Here is an 18,741-nt window from a genome sequence, read left to right as displayed (position 1 = left end):
CCTTCGTGATTTTTTTCTTAGCTAGTTTTGAACCTTACATTTTCTATAAAACGCCCTTGTTTATTCTTTTTTACGATAGGCAAATGATCAAATTGGTCATAATACTCTTCTTCAAATTTTTTCCAGAACAATTGGGTATTTGTCGCAACACGGTCATAAAGGCTATTACTAACTAACCATTCTTGATAACAGTTAATAACTTCATTTCTGTATAATCGTTTGCCAACACGGATCTCTATTTTTTTTGATATAAAGCTTGACAATGGATTGGCTGAATTAAAATAGTTTCGCTTTGCTTGAAGCATTCCTTCTGATTCAGAAAAATGATACTTGTTCTGACGCAAACGTGTTAACCCTTTCACTAAAAAATTTAGTATTCCAGAAGACTCTTGTAACAATTTTTCTGTTAAAAAAGGATCCACCTTTGTTTCTGACACTTGTTTCATAAATTTCAGCAGCAACAGTCGCCGTTTATAACCAAATGATTGGTCATAAATTGGAGGTAGTTTATTTGTGATGAATACATGTTTTGCGTACAAAGAGGTGGTTATAGCTGGTTTATTTTTTCTGTCTACATTCAACGGGTCACCTGATACAAGAGCTTTTAACGTATCTGGATTATATGAAAAAGTTGCTCCCTCATTGGAGATATTCACTTTTTTATTCAACATTACTTCCTTCCCGAAGCGTGAAGATAACTCGTCCATACTTGCTGAAGCTGAATTTTCAACCCCTATAATTTGGGTAAACACATCAAACAACACGCTTTTTCCATTTCGTCCACCACCGAAAGCAATCAATAGTTTTTGCGCTCGATTTGTTTGATCCAACATATAACCGCCATACTCTTGAATAAATTTAATCTCATCTGGAATGATTTCTTCTAAAAAATGATAAAACATTGGACAGTTGGCTGTTTCATCCACATGAACAGTTGATTTTTTTGTTAGATAAAAATTTGGCGAGTGATTAACGAAGTATGGTTCCATAGTATTCAATAGCAGCGTTTTATTTGCAAACGCAAAGCCTTGTACATCAAATTCATTCCAATTCACTATAGCTGTTTTCGCTTTAATTCGTAGGATTATCTCATTAATTGTATTGCTATTCCAAGAAACAGTTAAAAAATTTTCCAAGAAAATAGCAATTATTTGTGGTAACACTTTTTCCGCAGATTCATAAACGCCTGTTACTTTGTTATAGATACGCATCTCGTTAATCTCTTTTACTATTATTAATTTTGAAGCTTTATGGAAGAACACCGCTACCTTAGAAATCAATTCGGACTGCTTATAGTTCCTATCATCAAACTCAAACAGCGCCAATATAAACAAAGAATACGTTTCAAAAACCAATTGTTTTAAGTATTCAGGAATCTTTCGCTTAATACATGTTCTACTTTTTGAAATGTCTGTTTCTTCCACTAAAAAAGAGATAAACTGCTCATTTGCTATCCATGATTCCGAGCTAATGATTGATTTAGCTTCTTCAATCGATAGCTCCTTAAAACTATAAATCCGATTTTTTTTCAATTTTATCAAACCATTCTCAACATTTAATATATATAGGTATTGATCTAATAATTGATGGGGTTTCATTTTTCGTAAATAGGTCATTCATTCGTCACTTCAAATTCTTGTAATGTTTGTAAAAAGTCTTCAGAGATGGGGAACATTGTATCTATATTACGAAATACCCTCTGTGTCTTTTCTGACTGATTGTCTTGTAATCCAATGATAAATATTTTTCCTTCCATCTCTTTCGTGTTCATAGATTGACGCCCTTTTTGGAAATAAAATCCTGTGTTTCTCATGATTTTTGCAAAATAACTACGATTAACCTGTGTACCATATTTAAGTTGAAAACCATGAATGTATTGATGATCCTCAAAAAATTCTGATTTTTTAAAACCAATATATTTTTCAACGTTAAACGTTAGTAGAAAATCAGTTCCTATCGGCTCTGGTCCGAAATTAACTTCACGAGTTGAAAAATTAGTTAGCGTAGCTATTATCCACTTTGTAGCAAAACCTTCTTCATAAAAATCTTTAAAGTTTAAGTCAAATTCCATTGTATTCCTCTTTCTTACGCAGCGCTGCATAAATTTATTTATCGATAACCTTAGTTTAAACCATTAGTTTTGGGACTGCATTTTGTGTCTAAAATGTTTTTAAGTTTAGACATAATAACGAACAAAAGGACAAAAAATCATAAATGACGCTTTTTTAGTAGTATTTAGCAATTAAAAAATAACAAAAAGACAGTTCATAATGAACTGTCTCTAAATAAAAAATTATTTTTTTCTTTGCTTATTAATTGACTGAATCAAAAATTCACCAGATAAATCATTGACGTGGTTTTCATTTTTTTGACTTGGGAACTCTTGTCCCCATATATTTATTATAATTGCTCTAGCACTAAAATTAATATTCCTCAAATTATTATCTATTTCTTTTAATGCTTCTTCAGCTTTAACTAACACTGATTCGTTTAACAAATCATTACCGCCGTTTAATACTTGTTCAACTTCTTCAACTTCAGTAGGCATTGATTTATTTAATAGAATAGCCAATTCATCTATTTTAAACATCATATAGTTTAAATAACCAGATGACGAACTAGTAAAATAACGAATATCTGTTATTATATACTGGATTTCTATTGAATAACCATGCCTTAACTCAAAGTATCGATCCCCCCAATTAGCTATTTCATACACATAATGATTAAGCTCTTCCATTTTATCTCTTAAATACGGAACCCATTGTACTTCCTTTTCGTTATTGTCTGCTATCGAAGGAAAGATTTTTTTCTTAACCAAGCGAATTAAAAAATGTAAAGCCATTTGCAACGATTCGAGCTGGTAAAGAACATCGTCTATATCTGTTGGTATTAATGGTACTTCCTTCAACTTGTAGTGTTCAAATCTATTTTCCAGTAATGTCAATCGTTCCTTAAGAGAATGTGTATACAAATCTTCTCCGTCCGCAAACATTGTTGACATATGTTGAACTATCGGGGTATCCTCTCTCATATTTTTTTTGGTTTGTTGAAAATGCTTTAAATACTTTGCAAGTGGCTCATTTTTTTTATTGGGATACATTTCTAAACGTTTACTAAGTTTTGTTATTGGTACTCCAGACTTTCTTAAGGTATCTAACTCCTTGATTCTTTTTCTATAATTAAAATAAGAAATTAACTCAATTATGTATTGGTCTACTTGTGTATTTTCATAACTACTAAAATAATCCAAAGAAAGTTGTTCTATTTTTCTTGTGCATAATTTTCAGATTGATTATTAAAACCCGTTAGTTCTTCTTCATACTTCTTTTTGTCATTAGCTACGCGTAATTGTACTTTTTCTTTTTCTAAAAACATTTCCGCATCTAAATACTGAAACAGCCTGCGCTGAATTGTGTACATTCTATTTCTTGACTCACTTGTTAATGTTGACACCTTATTTAAATAATTGCTGATGCTCTCATTAAAAAGGGTTAAATTTTCTACTTCTAATTTTGTCACACTGTATGGAAGCGAGCTCATTATAAGGTACTTTAACTCAAGATCATCTACTAACTCAATCTCCGTTATCAATCCAGAATAATAATCAAGATACTCGTTCAATGTCTTTTTGCTAAAATCTGCTTCATTTTCCCAAGATTTTGTGATTTTAAAGGGGAAATCATTCGATACTTTTAATAATATAGCGAATAGTTCTAGTTCCTCTTTGGTAAATTCAAATTCTTTTTGATCAACATCTTTTATATAAATGTAGCTAGTATTTTTATCATTCTTTTTTGCTTCATCATACTCATCTTCATCATATTTTAACGAATAGCTCCTCAAAATATTTTCAAATTTATTCATTAATGCTGTTCTTTTCATATTTGGAATTTTGTTGAACAAATCTTTTTGATTATAATATTTTTCACTCAATAATATTCGCTCCCCATTCGTTTATTAGCATTAATTCTAACAAACAAATGGCAATAGTTCCAGCAGTTCCAAGCAAGACACTTTAATATAACTCTCTCATCATTTATTCTTACTATTTTATTTCTTTGGAACTACTGGAACTAATATAACTTTTTATTCTAATGAGAAACAATGGTAGTTAAAATCCAAGACGAGCATCCCTCATATAGTCAACCTACCATTATTTAGATTTATTCAGATGATTCAATTTTTCAAGAATCCCTCATACAGATTTTTACCTTGCCCTACCTTTGTTCCTCTTTGAGTAATCTCTTTATCCGTTAAGACATACATAATTTGATACCAACCACCTAAATCACTAAACACTTGTGAATACGGATCACTTCCCATTTTCTCTCGGTCATAAATAGATTGTGTGGATTTTGTTCTTTATAGGAAAGACTGCTTGTATCATATGCGATACCTAAGTAACGAGCATCTTCTTTTACAACCTCCTCTCTATCAACCAATTTTTGTTTCATTGTTTTTAAGGTATCTGTTATCTGTTGTTCAGTAAATGACTCGCTTTGCTCACCTGCTTCTACCACTAAACGGAAATAATGATCTATGTCTAACTGGTTCAATAAACGAAACGCTGCCTGATTTAGCGCAATAACTTGTTCTTGGTAACCTTCTACTTCCCCTTTCTCATATACCTCTGTATACAAACTAAAATAATCATCGTCCATAACTAACCCATATAAATAATCTAGGTTAAACGCAAAATAATACTCCCCTGTTTTTGTTTGATTATTCGGAAAGCTCATTTCGTACTTTTCTTGTAAAAATTGTTGAATATCTTCTAACGTTTTCAGCTCTGTTACTTGCTTTGTTGTGGGATTTCCTTCATAACCAAGTCCGTATGCTTTTTTATATTTCCGCTCTATTCGATCTTCTAATGCAGACTGGCGACTACTATCCACCTCAAAATAAGAAGCATCTTTTGATTGATTTACTTCTGGAGCGTTTTCCTTTCGTTGTGTTTCTTGACTCGATATTGAAGAAGTAGCTTGCGTTTCATTTACTTTTTTTCCTTCTTTTGATTGTGTAGAACAAGCGGATAAGCTAACCGTACAGCCTAAAATAATGAACGCTTTAAACAAATTTTTCATCTGTATCCCTCCTAATAAAGTGAAAGACGAGAGACATTTGAGTATCTGCTCGCCTTTTTATTTTGTTTACTTAGACCAGAAAAACGTCCATTCATCTAGCGTTTCACCATTATTTACACGTTGTCCTATTTGATAGGCATCTACGGCACCAACAATTACAACAATCAACCCAAGCAAAGGAAGAATCATGGTCACTAGTATAGCAGACACAATCATCACAATGCCTTTTGTTTTCTGGTTATACCATAATAGGGACGGCAATCCTGGAATAAAGAAGCCTAAAATAGCTGCTAGTACAACATTCACTGAACCTGTCCCTGTATTACCTAGACTTTTCCCTATGGATTGTCGCTTTATTTTTCTAGGATTAACGCCACATCCCAGACACAATTCCTGATTGGGTTGGATCTCATTTCCACAGTTGTAACAATAATGAATCACTTTTCCTTGACGCACGCCACAGGATGTACATATCTCTGCTTCTTTATTTATCTCTTTCCCGCAATTCGTACAATAACAACTATTCTCCATCTTTTTCCCTCCATTTTCTGTACCTATAGCTATTTGGATATATAAGGACATGTTTGTTCTTCAATGTGCTCGATTCTTCCATTGTGCAATATAAGGGTATGTCGCTTCTTTCACTTGGTTTGGATTTTCCCTTTCTAATTCCTTCAACATTCTTTCAATTGAACGTTGACTATACCCATAGTGGGTCGCTATCTTTTGTTTATTTTTTCCCGTGTACTCCGTTCTTAATAAATCTTTCATGTAAGCACGACTGATTAATCGAATAGGAAAATTCACCTGCAGTCCTCGAAACTCCTGATAGATAGCCAGAGTGCTTTGTTTGCCTACTACTCGTTCCAAATCACGATACACTTTATTCCACCCTTGCACCTCTGGTTCATTCACTCTTTCTCCTCCTTTCAATTTCTACTACAATAATAACGATTCCCTTTAGACTTATCTTGCGTCATTTTCATCGACAAAGTTATTTTTTTGTCGCTACTAGCAATTTTAGAAATAACTAACGATCTGAGAAACATTTATTTTTTCATTTTTCCATCTTCTTTTTTGAAAATAGCAGTTTTGCATTCTCCAATTTCCACACTTTTCTTACCTGCACACTTAAGGGGTGGGCAATAGCTCCTTTTGAATTAACCAACACTTGTGTCATTTTCTTTTGTTTAGGGGTCAATAAGTCATAACATTTTTCTGCTTGATCCATAGCTACTGAGCTAGTCGTCACAATCGAACCCACGGCAAATACAATTTGACTAATTCGCTTCTCTGCCAAAACAGTAGTAAATACTTCTAATGTTTGATCATCAACACCTTTTAAAAAAGAAGCTCTATCTTTTGCCTCAATAGAAGAGAAAAGATTTACTGCAATAAAACCAGAAAAACCTAACTGACGGACATGCTTCTCAATTAACATCATGGTTAAATCTTCTGTGTAGGGACTTGTACTACTAGGACGAATCGTAATAACTGCCGCTAAATCTCCCTTTTTATCTTCAGTACCTTCTATCCATTCTCTTCTTAGCACATAGCGGTGCGTATTTCTCTCGTTTGTCCAAGCCTCACTCTTTATGGTTATCAATTGTTTGTTTATCATTCCTTTTCTCCCTTTCTATGCTGCTGACCATTTAAAACATTCCGTAATGATCGTGGTAGCAACTAAACAAATTAAACGAATCCATAAACCCATTTACTCTTGCCCCTCTCTTATTGCTTCTACTATTTGCATCATACAGTGACAAATCAATTCTAAAAATTCCTCTTTGGTCATTCAGCTCCATCCTTCATTGGTAAAAGTTTGGAATAGAGTCGTGTATTATTCTTTAATAAACCTTTGATATACGTGGTTTGGCTAGTACCATCAGTAAGAAAATACACAACATATTCATTGTCTTGATTATCTACATGTAAATACAAATGGGTCATAACTAGTTTTGGTAATTGTTTTTTGGCTCCTTCTGGAAGAGTAGCTTCGTCTAGTTCTTCCCTTTCCAATGTGACAGATTCATAGCTCCATTCCTCTTGTACTGTTACAAGCTGCATTTGTTTTTGTAAAATGTTCATTGCTTCATTTAACATGGCTTTTTTCCTTTCTATGGTATAAAAATAACCTTATGAGCTTCCCTCATAAGGCTTCATTACTTACTATCGGTTATATACCCTTCTGCTTTCATAGACAGATATTTTCCTCCACTACCAATAATCAGATGATCTTGTAAATTGATTTGAAGCAATCGACAGGCTTTTTCTAACTTCGCAGTAAATTCAATATCCGCTAATGAAGCGGTCACACTACCTGAAGGATGATTATGCCCAACACAAATAGACACACTGTTTGACAACAGTGCCATCTTTAAGATATCTCTAGGAAAAGCTAAAGACTGATTGATGGTTCCTATATGAACCACTTGAATAGCCGTTGGTTCATTTTTTACGTTTAAACCAGCGACCACCAAATGTTCTCGATCTTTTGTTTCAATAAACGGGGCGAATAACTCGTAGACTGCTTGTGGACTAGTACAGGTTCTAGCGGCGTAAAAAGTGGAGGCTTCTTTCACCAGTTCAAGACTGACAATAGCTACACGTTTTCTCGGTTGGTTTGTTTTCATGTCTTTCTCCTTACTGATTGTTGTAGTTGGTTCTTAGAAAAATGCAGTTAATAATCTTCTGGTAATAACATCGTTTGATGACTACGATCATCGATCACCCATAACTTTTTAATTTGGAAATCAGGCATCTTTCCCTTTATGGTGTAGGTATGATACTCAATGAAAAATGGTTCTTCTTGTCGATGAATCACTTCAATTGCTTGGCGTTGATTATCTGGATTGAATTCAAAGATTTGTAAGTAGTCTAATTCTGTTTCAGTTTCACTTCTTTTTTTGTCAATTAAATTCCAGCAATATAATTGGATTTTTTTTGGTACTTGTTCGTCCACTCCTCTCGTGACGTAACGATTTTCTTTGTTATCGAACATTTTATTCCCTCCTTAAAACACAAAAATAGACCAACCACCATTTAAGATGATTGATCTTCATAGATATAATATATAATTATTTTTTCTCCTAGTACGTCTTAATAGCGTGTATTCTAGATAAAATATCTAATGGATGAAATAATTGGTCCCTTTTTTTTATGCAATTAAAACATGACTTACCTCAGACTACACTAGCCTCATTGGCAACTTAAATAGTAAGTTTAGCTTACTAATCGAATTTTTACTATCCGGTTACCATTATAGAATAGTGCACCTTTTTATTATTCTATAATCAGTACTACTCTAATAACATGTTAACTCTTAGCTTATATTCTTCATCTTTATCTATCTCAAATTTTTGATTGCTTAACAACTGATTCAAAGTACTTATATCTGAATCATAAACAGACTGTTCTTCTTCATTTAAACCATTAACCATTTTCAAACTTTCTTGCTTCTCTAATAGATAATCTGGTAAAAAATCTTGTTTTAAACTCAAAATCGAGAGATTTACCATAACTGATACATAAACTTTATGACTTTTTTTCATCATTAATACAGAATCTTCAAAAGTTGCGGCTACTGCTTGGTTGGGGCTAAACCCTTCATCTTCAATAAAATCTTCATAGTCTTCTAAAGTTAATTCTTTTGCTTCTAAATAACTAATTTCACTCATTTTTTCCACCTACTTCGTAAATATATTAAGTTCTATATTTGGAAATTTTTTTCTAAACTCTAATATAACATTTGTACAGCTTTGGCAAGCTGGTAGTTCTGTATATAAATCTATCTTACCAGAAAGTTTTGGATCTTTAATTTTAGATGCTATATCCTCCAGAATTTTAACCTCAGTATCATTATACCTTGGGAACTTATCTATTGTATATGATTCGAAAATCCTATTTTCTGATGCAGGTGAGAAATTGCCTAAATCTGCACCTTTGCTACTTGGTCCGTGAATTTTACTATGTGCCATAAACTCGTCTGGCAAACCTTTTATTTTAACATCAGCGACAGCCATATTTCCTTGATTTTTCAGCTTCGAATTTGGCATTCTATTCCTAATATTATCAATTCTATTTTGGAAGTTCTCAACTTTTTGCGCTTTAGTAAGTCCACCAGTTTTCTCAAGTTTACCTATCTTGCCAACATCATCAAAATACCCAGCTTTATTTAAAATTTGTAAGTCCTTTGCGGTCAAATTAGCACCTGTTAATAAACGATTCCCTGCTCGCAGTTCTCTTGCCGCACTGATCATTTTTGCCTGTGGCAATAATAACAATGCTGCCCAAAGACCTGCTTCTAATCGGCTGGCTTGTTCCCCTGTCACTGGGTCTTTCCCATTAAACAGACGATACAAACTATATAGCCCTGTCATTTCCCCAGCCATATCTTTCATTGTAATTCCTAATTCTTTCATGCCTTCTTTCGATTGGGCATACATCAAATTAGTTGACGCTACTTCACTATACTTTCCATTAATGTATACTTTCAAACCATACCCATATTTATCGGTTTTCACAATTTCTATTCGTTGCGATGGACAAGAGTCATTATAAGTCTTTAAATTAGTATACCAGTTTTTTGTTTTTAAATCTGAATACGTATAGGTTCCTGTTGCGGCGTTAAAGGATTTACTTTTCCCTAGATCGCTCAATGCAGAGGTCAAATCACCGCCAGTTGAAACAATCGCTGAAAAATCACCTGCATGACCATTTTCAAATGTTTCATATTTCTCTAGTAAATCAATTTTCTTTTGCGTCTCACCAAGCTGAAAATCCTTTGCCATCACACCATAACCACCGATAATTTCTAAGGCGATATTTCCAGCTATTTTGTTTAGAAGATCTTGTTTTTCTCGTTGAATTCGATTTAACTTCTCTTGAAGTTCTCGTAATTCTTCTGTGTCTAGTGTTTTACCTGTTTCCCCTACTTCTCCTTCAAAACTCGCTAAAAAGGCTGTGTAGGTTTCACCGAAATCACAATGGTAGTTATATAAGGCTTTTGTGACAACGGAATAGGGCGATAATGCTTGCTTAGCAGAATCCCAACCAGGACCTGTTAATGCACTTGACGCTGTAAATTGCGCAATGTTTGTTTCAACTGTAGAAAAACTAGATAAACACGCGACCCGATCGGATTGAGAACTAGTAAAAACACCTTGAACTTCGGAATAATTAAATTTCGTCATCGCTTAATTCCTCCTGCTTCTTTGCTTCATAATAAGCAGTGTTAAGATGATCTTCTCTGTTGTAAAATTCTTTTTCTTTTTGTTCAAATCCTTCTTCAATTGAATCAAATGCTTGGGCAACAGCTCGTTGTTCTTCTTCAAAATAGATTAATTGTTGCGTGGCATGGTTCAGCGATTCTGTTCCCTGACTGAGATAGGCCACTTCCTCTAATATAGATTGTTCTTCTTTTTGTAAGTAGGCCCAATGTTCTTGGTATTCTTCCCACAGATTTTTCTTTTTATGAATGGAAAGTTTTTCATCTTCTAATGCAGATAACTGATTAGATACTTCTATCACACTTTTCTTCTTATCCATGCGTCACCACATCCACCATCGCCTGATTGGCAGCCTCATATGTGTTACTAATAGATAAAAGATTGTCTGCATCGGCTTTTAAACTACTCTCGAACGTACTCATGATTGCTTTTGTTTGTGTAAGAATAGTATTAACATCTTTTGATGCAGCACCATCCGATATAGATAATGCTTCACTGCTACCAGAATAAGCATTCATGAATGGCATCACAAGCCCACTAGCAAATATACTAGCTTGTTGCGGATCATTTTTTGTTTCTGACATTGAAGAACTCCTCCTATTAGTTTACTCTCTTATTATTTCCAATAAGTATAGTTTAACAAAATAAAGAGTAAGAATACAGACCATTTAGTAAAAAATAATCTCTCGTGAGAAATAAAACAGCGTATGATTATAAAATTAGTATTATTTACAATTTGAGTAAAACAACTGCAAATAATGTGGTATGCTAGTAGTAGTTTATAGTTACTATAGCAGTACGTAGGTTACATATCCGCTTGAATAAAGATCGGAACATCTTTGCTTTCTGAAAGGATCGAGCGAACTTCTCGCTCAATACTTTTCGCAAAATTTTGCTCTCCAAGCTTCGTTAATAAGTGGATATAGTCGTAAATATTTTCTTTATAACAATCGTCACCAGTAATTAAATAGCTTGTTAAATTATCCAAGTACTGAATAACTAATTTGTAATCAAACGTAAGATTGCCTTCTTTTGTAGCGGCTAATCTTAAATAATAACGACTTGCCTCATATTCTTTTTTACGTAGTAAAGTTGTGATTAAATTGTTGATCATATTTTTAATAAATTCTGTTGTCTCCACATTTCTGACTTCGATATCTTTAACAGATAACGCTTTTTTAGCTAGGCGCTTGATTTGATTGTCATTAAATAGAAAAATTGTATTGGATAATACGGCGTAATCATACTGAAAAAAATACTCTTTTTCCATGAGAAGTTCATAGATTTGATTTAACTCTTCTTGGCTTACTGGAGAAATCTCTTTCCAAAAATTGGAGAACAATGTTTTTATCCCGATAAAATTTGCCATTTCTCTAAGATGCATATCCTTAGAAAAGGTTAATTGGTTGTAGTAGTTAAGTAGCTTCTTTTTATTGGATTCATCTATAGGATTATTAGCACATTGTCTAAACAATTTACGAAACTTTTTTTGTTCCATACTGTCTTCTAAATATTCTGAAAATTCTTCTAGTGGAACAGAGAAGCGTTCTAAAATATCTCTTAGTTCAGAAAATCTTAACACTTTTTTTCCTGTCTCAATTTTGGAATAGACGGAAGTATCCGTATAGGTAAGAATATCTTTTTGCTTTAAATTTTTATTTTTTCTAAAAAAATAAAGTGCTTCTTCTACATTCATTATAATTCCACTCCCTTTTTGTCTAAGTATAGCACATTATTACATATAAAATGTTTGAAATATTCTATTATTGAAAGGAGGGATTGCCATGATTACAGTTGCTACTGCGGTTGCTATTTCAGTTTTTATTTGGGTTAATGTTTAATTTTTATTAAGTAACACTCACCTAGAATAACTGTCTAGTTATTTTAGAAATAGTCCCTTGTATCTTTATTGATGCAAGGGACTATTTAAATTAAGGAACGGCAATAGTGATCGTTATTCGTAATAGCAGGATAATAAACATACTTATTACATAATATTCTTTCATCAAGAGATTCTGGGCAAAATATTTTTTTGTTATCTTTCACTAGCCAGTAAAGTTGCCGAACAAGCTTTTTAACTTAGAAAGATTTTCACAAGTATCGCTCTATTCATCCTAAATTATTCTACTAAACTTCTCACTAAATCATAGATTTTCTGCTCTTTTCCCACAATAAAATCAGACTGACTTTCCTTATTTTTTATAGAATAACCACGTCGATTGTACCAAATCGTTTTCCATCCTGCCTCTTTCGCTCCAAGTACATCATTTCTATAGGAATCGCCAATGTAAAATGTATTTTGGGGTTCTAATTTCATCTGGTTCTCAACGTAATGAAAAAGCTTTTTATCCGGCTTTGCCATTTTCACCTCTCCCGAAACGAATATATGCTTGGGGATTATCCAATGAGTCAGATTTAAATTTTTTATTTTATTTCGTTGATGCTTAGAGGTGCCATTCGTAATAATTCCAACGACCAGTTGCTTCCTTGTACAGTAATTTAGTGTTTTCTCCATATCTGGAAGTAAAGTGATTTCATCTTGAAAAGCGGCATAATCTTTTTGAAAAGCTAAGGCTTGTTTTGGCTGAATTGAAATATCAAACTCATTAAAAGCCTTTGTAAGACGGTAGATATACATTTCATCCATAGAAATCCTTCCTTGTTGCGATTGTTCAAAAACCTCATCACTGAATTTACGGCTATAACGATACAATGCTTCTATAGAAATGACTTTCTTAGGTGAAAAATTTTCTTGAAACGCCCTCTTAAACGGCTCTAATTGATCATATAACGTATCATCCACATCAAAAATAAAATTATACACGTTCTTCCTCCTAACTCTGTTACGTGTTGATTCTAAAATAGGCAAAAAAGGATAAAACAAAACAGGACACATTTTGCTTTATCCAAAAACGAATCTACCTTATACAAAAGTATTTTTTAGCTAGTCTTATTCTTTTAGCCTAATTGTTTAATCCGAGTCGTTACCCCTTTTAGATTGTAACATTCCGCATAGTCTCTAATCGGACGCTTGATATGATCAATAACATAGCGTTGTCCATGAATATTATGTTTTTCAAGATTTGCGTAAAGTGTTACGATTTCGTTTTTCACCTCATCATCATTGAATGTGTAATGTCCAGCGATATCAAGAATTTCATCTGACAGTGCCGTATCTTGCATAATTTCGTCAACAGTCAATTCTTTTTGATCCCCTACCATCCACTTTCTCCAGCGTTCACTCTTAATTGCATGTACAAGTAAAACCTCTCTTGTCTTAGACGGCTCTGTTACAAGACCATTTTCCACTAATTTTGCTTCTACTGCTGCAAGATTTAAATAGGCACGCGTTTCTTCTGTTCCATATTGTGGCGCAACATTTGTTGCGGTAATTTCAGAAGGAATATGCTCTAACAAGGTTACATCATCTAGATAGTCACCATTATGTTCCTTCAACCCAACACCATAACCTTTTGCCATTTGTGCTAAATCATAAGCGTTTTTAAAATTGAACGTACCAACTTGTTCCGTTTTTCTTGTCAGTGTTCCTGTTTGTCCAACTATAAATGTCGGCATTGGTAATCCACGTTTTTCTAACGCTTCTTTCAATTGTAGAATGAAGGTTTCGTATGTTTCTGTAGAGGTTAATCCTCCATTGGTCTCCTCTGTTCCTACTTCATAACCAATTTCTGGTAAATTTCGCACTTTTCGTTCAGTTTCACAAAATTCAATCAATTCTACTGTACGATTTAAGACTGTTTCTAATGGAATAACTTTCCCCACTTCAAAAGGATCTTTTGTAGGATCGATCATCAGTAAATCAAAGCCTGCTTCAATATCTGCTACATAGGATTTTCTTCCTAACTCCATTGCTTTTTCTGTTGGTAAGTGGTCATTTCTTTCCTGATCTCGCTGCCAAGGTCCACCATGATCACGACACATGTAATAGAAGTTATCATAGCCAATTTCTTCCGCTACCTCTTCTACTGCTTTGGCAAAGGTAAACTGGTTCCAGCCATTAACATAGCCCCCGCCAAGTTCATCTGCATCGACCTGATTTCGACTGGCAATAAACATCACTGGATAATCATCTTCTTTGGATAGCTCAAGTGTTGCTTGAACACAATTTTTTGACATAGGTCCAATTCCTAACAGCGTTGCACTTTCACCTGTTTTTTGCAGTTCTAACAAGCTTTCTACTACTTTTTTTATTGGTAATTTTCCCATTATATTTGCCATCTCCAATTCCATTCTTTTAGTTTGTACTATTTTTCTGTTTTCATTTTGTCTTCTTCATCTAAATTTGGTTTTGTAAAATGTAGAATTGCTACAGATATCAAGGTCCCAATCAGCATGGATAAAACATACCAAAGTTTTCCATTAACAACTGGTAAAATAATTAAACCTCCGTGAGGAACCAACGCTTCTACACCATTGGCCATACCCAATGCACCACCAACTGCACTACCGATAATAATTGCTGGCAGTACTCGTTTTATATCTTTTACAGCGAAAGGAATTGCTCCTTCTGTAATACCAATCAGTCCCATAAAAAAGGCAGAAATCCCAAGATCTTTATCTTCTGCTGTATATTTCTTACGATCAATAAACGTAGAGATAGCCATCGCCAAAGGAGGAATTGCTACGGCAATTCGATGTGCGCCATTAGGCCCATAAATCCCTTCAGACATTAATGCCAACGTAAAAGCAGTTGCTGTTTTATTGATTGGTCCTCCCATATCTATTGCGGTCATCGCACCAATAATAAGACCTAGAATAATCGCACTACCACCTTGCATTTCTCCTAATACTTTTACTAACCAATCCATCCCAGCACCAATTGGCACTGCAATAATATAGATATAGATCATTCCTAAAACAAATGTTGTTAGAACTGGCACAATCAAAATCGGCATAATGGTTCGAATCGTTGCTGGAACTTTCCACGTTTTACACCAACGAACAAAATAACCAACCGCTACCCCCATGATCATGGCACCCAAGAAACCCGTCTTCACTTGAACTTCTCCAATTGGATTGTTTGCAACAAATCCTAAGATCATCGCTGGTGCTAAGGCTGGTTTTCCTGCAAGTGAATTTGCAATATAACCAGAAAGTAATGGAATCATCATGGCAAAACCAGCAGCACCCAAATCATTTAGATTTTGCATAAAGGGGTTGGTGATCTCCATTCCTGAATCTGTCGCTTTCCCTGTCGCTAATGCCACTGCTAAGAAAATTCCACCAACGACAACAGCAGGCAGCATGAATGATACACCCGTATTAAAAGCTTTTTGTAGATCTTTAAAAAACTTATTTTCCTTTTTCATTCCGAGTCATCTCCTCTATTTTGATTTATTCAGATGCTTTAAATAATTTTTCAGCCTTGTCTAGCACCTCAACAGGATGTTTGATTGCGTCTGATGGATCTATTTGCAATACTTTTCCTTCATCTGTTTTTTCATCGAAACGTTCTTCCCCTTCAATTCCTATTGCAACGGCTAAAATGACCACATCTGCAGCATCAACATCTTCTTGCTCTAACTCATTTTCGATCCCCATACTTCCTTGTGTTTCTACTTGTACCTCATACCCTCTTTTTTTACATTCTTTTTCAATTGCCTCTTGTGCCATATATGTGTGCGCTACTCCTGTTGGACATGCGGTTACTGCTACAACTTTCATCCTATTTCCTCCTATTCTTTTTCAGCTTGCTGCTTTAATTGAACGTAGCAGCTTAAAGACATTTTGTTGATTTTTTTCTTCTAGTAATTGTTTTCTAAATTCCTCATCTAACAGTTTTTTACTGAGCTGTGAGATAAATTTTAAATGGATATTGTTTTCATTCTCAGCTGGTACACCGATTAGAAAGACAAGTTTCACTTGTTCCTCATGCCCATCAGTCCAAACAAATTCCTCTTTTGTCTGTAAAAAACCAATAAAAGGCGTTCTCACTACCTCACTTTTCCCATGTGGAATAGCAATTTGATACCCAATTGCAGTAGGCATTTCTTCTTCCCTATTCAATACTGATTTTAGAAAAACTTCCTTTTCCGAAATCAATCCAGTTTCATCTGCCATTTGGACTAATGCACGTAATGCATCATCCCTTGTGTCAAAATTTGTCTGCAGTAAAATCATGTCTTTTCTAATCACATCACTTGCACTATCCTTCAAGAGTCTCACATCCTATCTTTTGACTTAACACTTCTTTTTTTGTAAATTCTTCAAACTGATTCAATCGTTCTTTACTTTCTACTATTTGGTAGATATCAGATAATATTCCTTTAATTTCTTGTATATCTTTTTCGGCAATACAAACAATCATGACTAGTTTTACAGAGTGTTCATTCCATTTGATATACTTTTTATTTTTCACAACCACAATCACTGTTTTGTTAACATACTTAGGATTACCATGAGGTATAGCAGCTCCTGTCGACAAGTCCGTCCCACCAAGTCTTTCTCGGTTCATCGTACTTTCAACAAATTTTTCTGTGACAATATCCGCTTCTTTAAGTCTCTTGCCAATCTCTTTTAGCAGCTCATTTTTTGTCTTGAAATTCTCATTCCAAAAGATAAATTCTTCTAATAAATAAGGACTAAGATTATTTAATTCCTTTATCGCTCCATCCTCATACTCCTTTAAGAAAATAAACTGTTCATTATAAGCTGCTGTAATGTTCTTTATATCTTGATCACTCAACAGTGGTGAAACAACAACAACCTTTTTATCCAATCGATTTAACTGCACTGTGGAGATAATAAAATCTATTTGTGCCAAATCAAGTGCGTCTACTTCTTTAATTGATGCGACTTCAATCATGTCAAAAGAAGGCAGAATATTTTTGATTCGATTTAAAAGTAACTCTGAGGTGGCTATTCCCGTTGGACATACAATCAAAATTTTCTTACTTAGTTTTGCTCGCTCAATTGCAGACTGAAAATAAATCGTTAAAAACCCTATTTCATCCTCGTTAAAAGTGACTTCCAATTCTTCTTCATATTCACTTAAAATGACCCATATCGAGTTAAACATAACCGTAAACTCATTCTTTATTTGGTAAATAAAAGGGTTATTGGTTTGAACGCCTTCTCGTAATCTATAAATCATCGGAGGTATGTGCAGCATTAACTGCTCCTTTAATTTCTGATCTTTAATAAAATCTATTTTGAGCGACTTACTTACCTTTTCAATAATAGTTGACACAATCCTATGGTATTTTTTTTTCGTTGGTAAAGGTTCAAAACGATTTGAAATTAAATACGTTGATAAATATTCACTATCATTGCGAGTAAATTGAAGATTTAGTCGCAATGATATTTTATTCAACATCTCTTGCGCACTTTTTTCAAAAAAGATATGCTCATTTTCAGGCTCAGGTTCTTCTAATCCTTCAATATGATGCCCCGCTTTAACTCGATAGACTAAAATAATCATCATATTTAATACATTTGAAACATAATGCTCCGCTATTACTGTGACATCATTTTTGATATAGCCATAAAGAACCCGTGTACACACTCGAACGATATCCTCTCCATAGTACTGAGTAAGCAATGCCTCTTTCTTTTCATCATTTGGTTCAAATAAATTATTTTCCCCCTCTGTTAAATAACGATTAAACTCAAGATAGGCTTTTTGCAGCTCTTTTTCTGGTCCAGACAATCTCGTTCCCTTTGAGTCACTAACAATTTTTACTGTGTTTCCAGTTGTAAGTAGATGTTTTATAAACTTAAAATCATTATTGATAGAACTTCTACTGATCAAAAACATCTCTGATAATAATTCAAACGTCACCGTTTGATTTTCAAATAGTAGTAATTGAATGATTTTTTCTCGCCTACCTGCTGTAGAGTATATGTTTTTTTCTAACACCTCATTTTTTTTCTGCGGGATTTCAACACTTCTTTTTATGCTAATCCCAATACCAGGTCTTTTTTCTATTTGATACCCTTCTTGCAAGAGATACCTCTCTACAACTTTTAAATCAGAATGTATCGTTCTTTCAGAAATGTTTAATTGGTTTGCATAGTACTTAACTGTTTGAAAACCATTCTGTTTTATTAGTAATGACGCAAGAAGTGATTGTCTCTGTATCAATTCCATACTTTCCCTCCGTTCTTAGGTTAATTCATCTCTGAAATCCAAAATGTAAGCACTACCATCTTTTATACTTTTGATTATATCGGTAACGCTTACTTTTTTATATGACAATTCTTTTCAAGAACTTGTTGCAATGTCTTGTACTAATGATTTTTTATTTGGCTTAACTTTCCAGCGCTCCGCTAAATCAAAAAAGAATATCTGACCCTCAAGCACTACTGTGTCAATCAACGTACATATAGCCTTTTCCTTATTATTTTTTAGTTCTATTATAGTATAAATTGATTTTTGATTATCAATCCTCCCTACACTGGTACTG

At 33.9% G+C, this 18,741-nt stretch carries 22 protein-coding genes; all 22 read right to left on the bottom strand.

What is annotated here, in order from left to right; genetic code table 11:
* Positions 1-17: 17 nt before the first annotated feature.
* The 22 genes from IGI43_RS12420 to IGI43_RS12315 all read right to left on the bottom strand — a co-directional run bounded on the left by IGI43_RS12420 (position 18) and on the right by IGI43_RS12315 (position 18,425).
* Positions 18-1,616 carry a DNA primase family protein gene (locus IGI43_RS12420; RefSeq protein WP_438758100.1) on the bottom strand — a complete coding sequence of 533 codons (1,599 nt, stop codon included), beginning with the start codon at positions 1,614-1,616 and terminating at the stop codon, positions 18-20.
* Positions 1,613-2,071, bottom strand: coding sequence for a hypothetical protein (locus tag IGI43_RS12415; RefSeq protein ID WP_438758099.1), 459 nt, complete (start codon positions 2,069-2,071; stop codon positions 1,613-1,615). Before IGI43_RS12415 ends, IGI43_RS12420 begins: the two co-directional genes overlap by 4 nt.
* 222 nt (positions 2,072-2,293) lie before the next feature.
* Entirely contained in the window at positions 2,294-3,253 is a 960-nt protein-coding gene (locus tag IGI43_RS12410) for a hypothetical protein (RefSeq protein WP_438758098.1), read from the bottom strand.
* 11 nt (positions 3,254-3,264) lie between these two features.
* Entirely contained in the window at positions 3,265-3,936 is a 672-nt protein-coding gene (locus IGI43_RS12405) for a hypothetical protein (protein ID WP_438758097.1), read from the bottom strand.
* A gap of 350 nt (positions 3,937-4,286) precedes the next feature.
* Entirely contained in the window at positions 4,287-5,087 is an 801-nt protein-coding gene (locus IGI43_RS12400; protein ID WP_438758096.1) for a hypothetical protein, read from the bottom strand.
* A gap of 66 nt (positions 5,088-5,153) precedes the next feature.
* Positions 5,154-5,618, bottom strand: coding sequence for a double zinc ribbon domain-containing protein (locus IGI43_RS12395; protein ID WP_438758095.1), 465 nt, complete (start codon positions 5,616-5,618; stop codon positions 5,154-5,156).
* Positions 5,619-5,678: 60 nt separating this feature from the next.
* Positions 5,679-6,002, bottom strand: a complete 324-nt coding sequence (locus tag IGI43_RS12390) for a Mor transcription activator family protein (protein WP_429953596.1) — start codon at positions 6,000-6,002, stop codon at positions 5,679-5,681.
* A gap of 142 nt (positions 6,003-6,144) precedes the next feature.
* Positions 6,145-6,708, bottom strand: a complete 564-nt coding sequence (locus IGI43_RS12385; RefSeq protein ID WP_438758094.1) for a DUF1643 domain-containing protein — start codon at positions 6,706-6,708, stop codon at positions 6,145-6,147.
* Between the two features lie 170 nt (positions 6,709-6,878).
* A complete protein-coding gene (locus IGI43_RS12380; protein ID WP_438758093.1) occupies positions 6,879-7,190 on the bottom strand; it encodes a 4'-phosphopantetheinyl transferase in 312 nt (103 codons plus the stop codon).
* Positions 7,191-7,249: 59 nt separating this feature from the next.
* Positions 7,250-7,720, bottom strand: a complete 471-nt coding sequence (locus IGI43_RS12375; protein WP_429953599.1) for a JAB domain-containing protein — start codon at positions 7,718-7,720, stop codon at positions 7,250-7,252.
* 47 nt (positions 7,721-7,767) lie between these two features.
* Positions 7,768-8,088: a DUF960 family protein gene (locus IGI43_RS12370; protein ID WP_438758092.1), complete on the bottom strand. Its 321-nt coding sequence runs from the start codon at positions 8,086-8,088 to the stop codon at positions 7,768-7,770.
* A gap of 298 nt (positions 8,089-8,386) precedes the next feature.
* Positions 8,387-8,764 carry a hypothetical protein gene (locus tag IGI43_RS12365; RefSeq protein WP_429953601.1) on the bottom strand — a complete coding sequence of 126 codons (378 nt, stop codon included), beginning with the start codon at positions 8,762-8,764 and terminating at the stop codon, positions 8,387-8,389.
* Between the two features lie 9 nt (positions 8,765-8,773).
* Positions 8,774-10,279, bottom strand: a complete 1,506-nt coding sequence (locus tag IGI43_RS12360) for a deaminase domain-containing protein (protein WP_438758090.1) — start codon at positions 10,277-10,279, stop codon at positions 8,774-8,776.
* Complete coding sequence (locus IGI43_RS12355) at positions 10,266-10,634, bottom strand: hypothetical protein (protein ID WP_429953605.1); 369 nt, start codon at positions 10,632-10,634, stop codon at positions 10,266-10,268. The genes IGI43_RS12360 and IGI43_RS12355 overlap by 14 nt, the downstream gene beginning before the upstream one ends.
* Positions 10,627-10,899, bottom strand: a complete 273-nt coding sequence (locus IGI43_RS12350) for a hypothetical protein (protein ID WP_438758089.1) — start codon at positions 10,897-10,899, stop codon at positions 10,627-10,629. Before IGI43_RS12350 ends, IGI43_RS12355 begins: the two co-directional genes overlap by 8 nt.
* Positions 10,900-11,120: 221 nt before the next feature.
* Positions 11,121-12,011, bottom strand: a complete 891-nt coding sequence (locus IGI43_RS12345) for a hypothetical protein (RefSeq protein ID WP_438758088.1) — start codon at positions 12,009-12,011, stop codon at positions 11,121-11,123.
* Positions 12,012-12,434: 423 nt separating this feature from the next.
* Positions 12,435-13,139 (bottom strand): HAD family hydrolase, encoded by a 705-nt coding sequence (locus tag IGI43_RS12340; RefSeq protein WP_438758087.1) that lies wholly within the window; start codon positions 13,137-13,139, stop codon positions 12,435-12,437.
* 134 nt (positions 13,140-13,273) lie between these two features.
* Positions 13,274-14,542: a class II D-tagatose-bisphosphate aldolase non-catalytic subunit gene (locus IGI43_RS12335; protein ID WP_438758086.1), complete on the bottom strand. Its 1,269-nt coding sequence runs from the start codon at positions 14,540-14,542 to the stop codon at positions 13,274-13,276.
* 38 nt (positions 14,543-14,580) lie between these two features.
* Positions 14,581-15,645, bottom strand: a complete 1,065-nt coding sequence (locus tag IGI43_RS12330) for a PTS fructose transporter subunit IIC (protein WP_438758085.1) — start codon at positions 15,643-15,645, stop codon at positions 14,581-14,583.
* Positions 15,646-15,670: 25 nt separating this feature from the next.
* Entirely contained in the window at positions 15,671-16,000 is a 330-nt protein-coding gene (locus IGI43_RS12325) for a PTS fructose transporter subunit IIB (RefSeq protein WP_438758084.1), read from the bottom strand.
* A gap of 21 nt (positions 16,001-16,021) precedes the next feature.
* On the bottom strand, positions 16,022-16,501 hold the full coding sequence (locus IGI43_RS12320) for a PTS sugar transporter subunit IIA (RefSeq protein ID WP_438758083.1): 480 nt from the start codon (positions 16,499-16,501) through the stop codon (positions 16,022-16,024).
* A complete protein-coding gene (locus IGI43_RS12315; RefSeq protein ID WP_438758082.1) occupies positions 16,482-18,425 on the bottom strand; it encodes a BglG family transcription antiterminator in 1,944 nt (647 codons plus the stop codon). The genes IGI43_RS12320 and IGI43_RS12315 overlap by 20 nt, the downstream gene beginning before the upstream one ends.
* Positions 18,426-18,741 lie beyond the last annotated feature (316 nt).

This window comes from Enterococcus sp. AZ126 (assembly GCF_051714545.1).
In the GTDB taxonomy this organism is placed as follows: Bacteria; Bacillota; Bacilli; order Lactobacillales; family Enterococcaceae; genus Enterococcus_L.
This window is presented reverse-complemented; position numbering and strand designations above follow the sequence as displayed.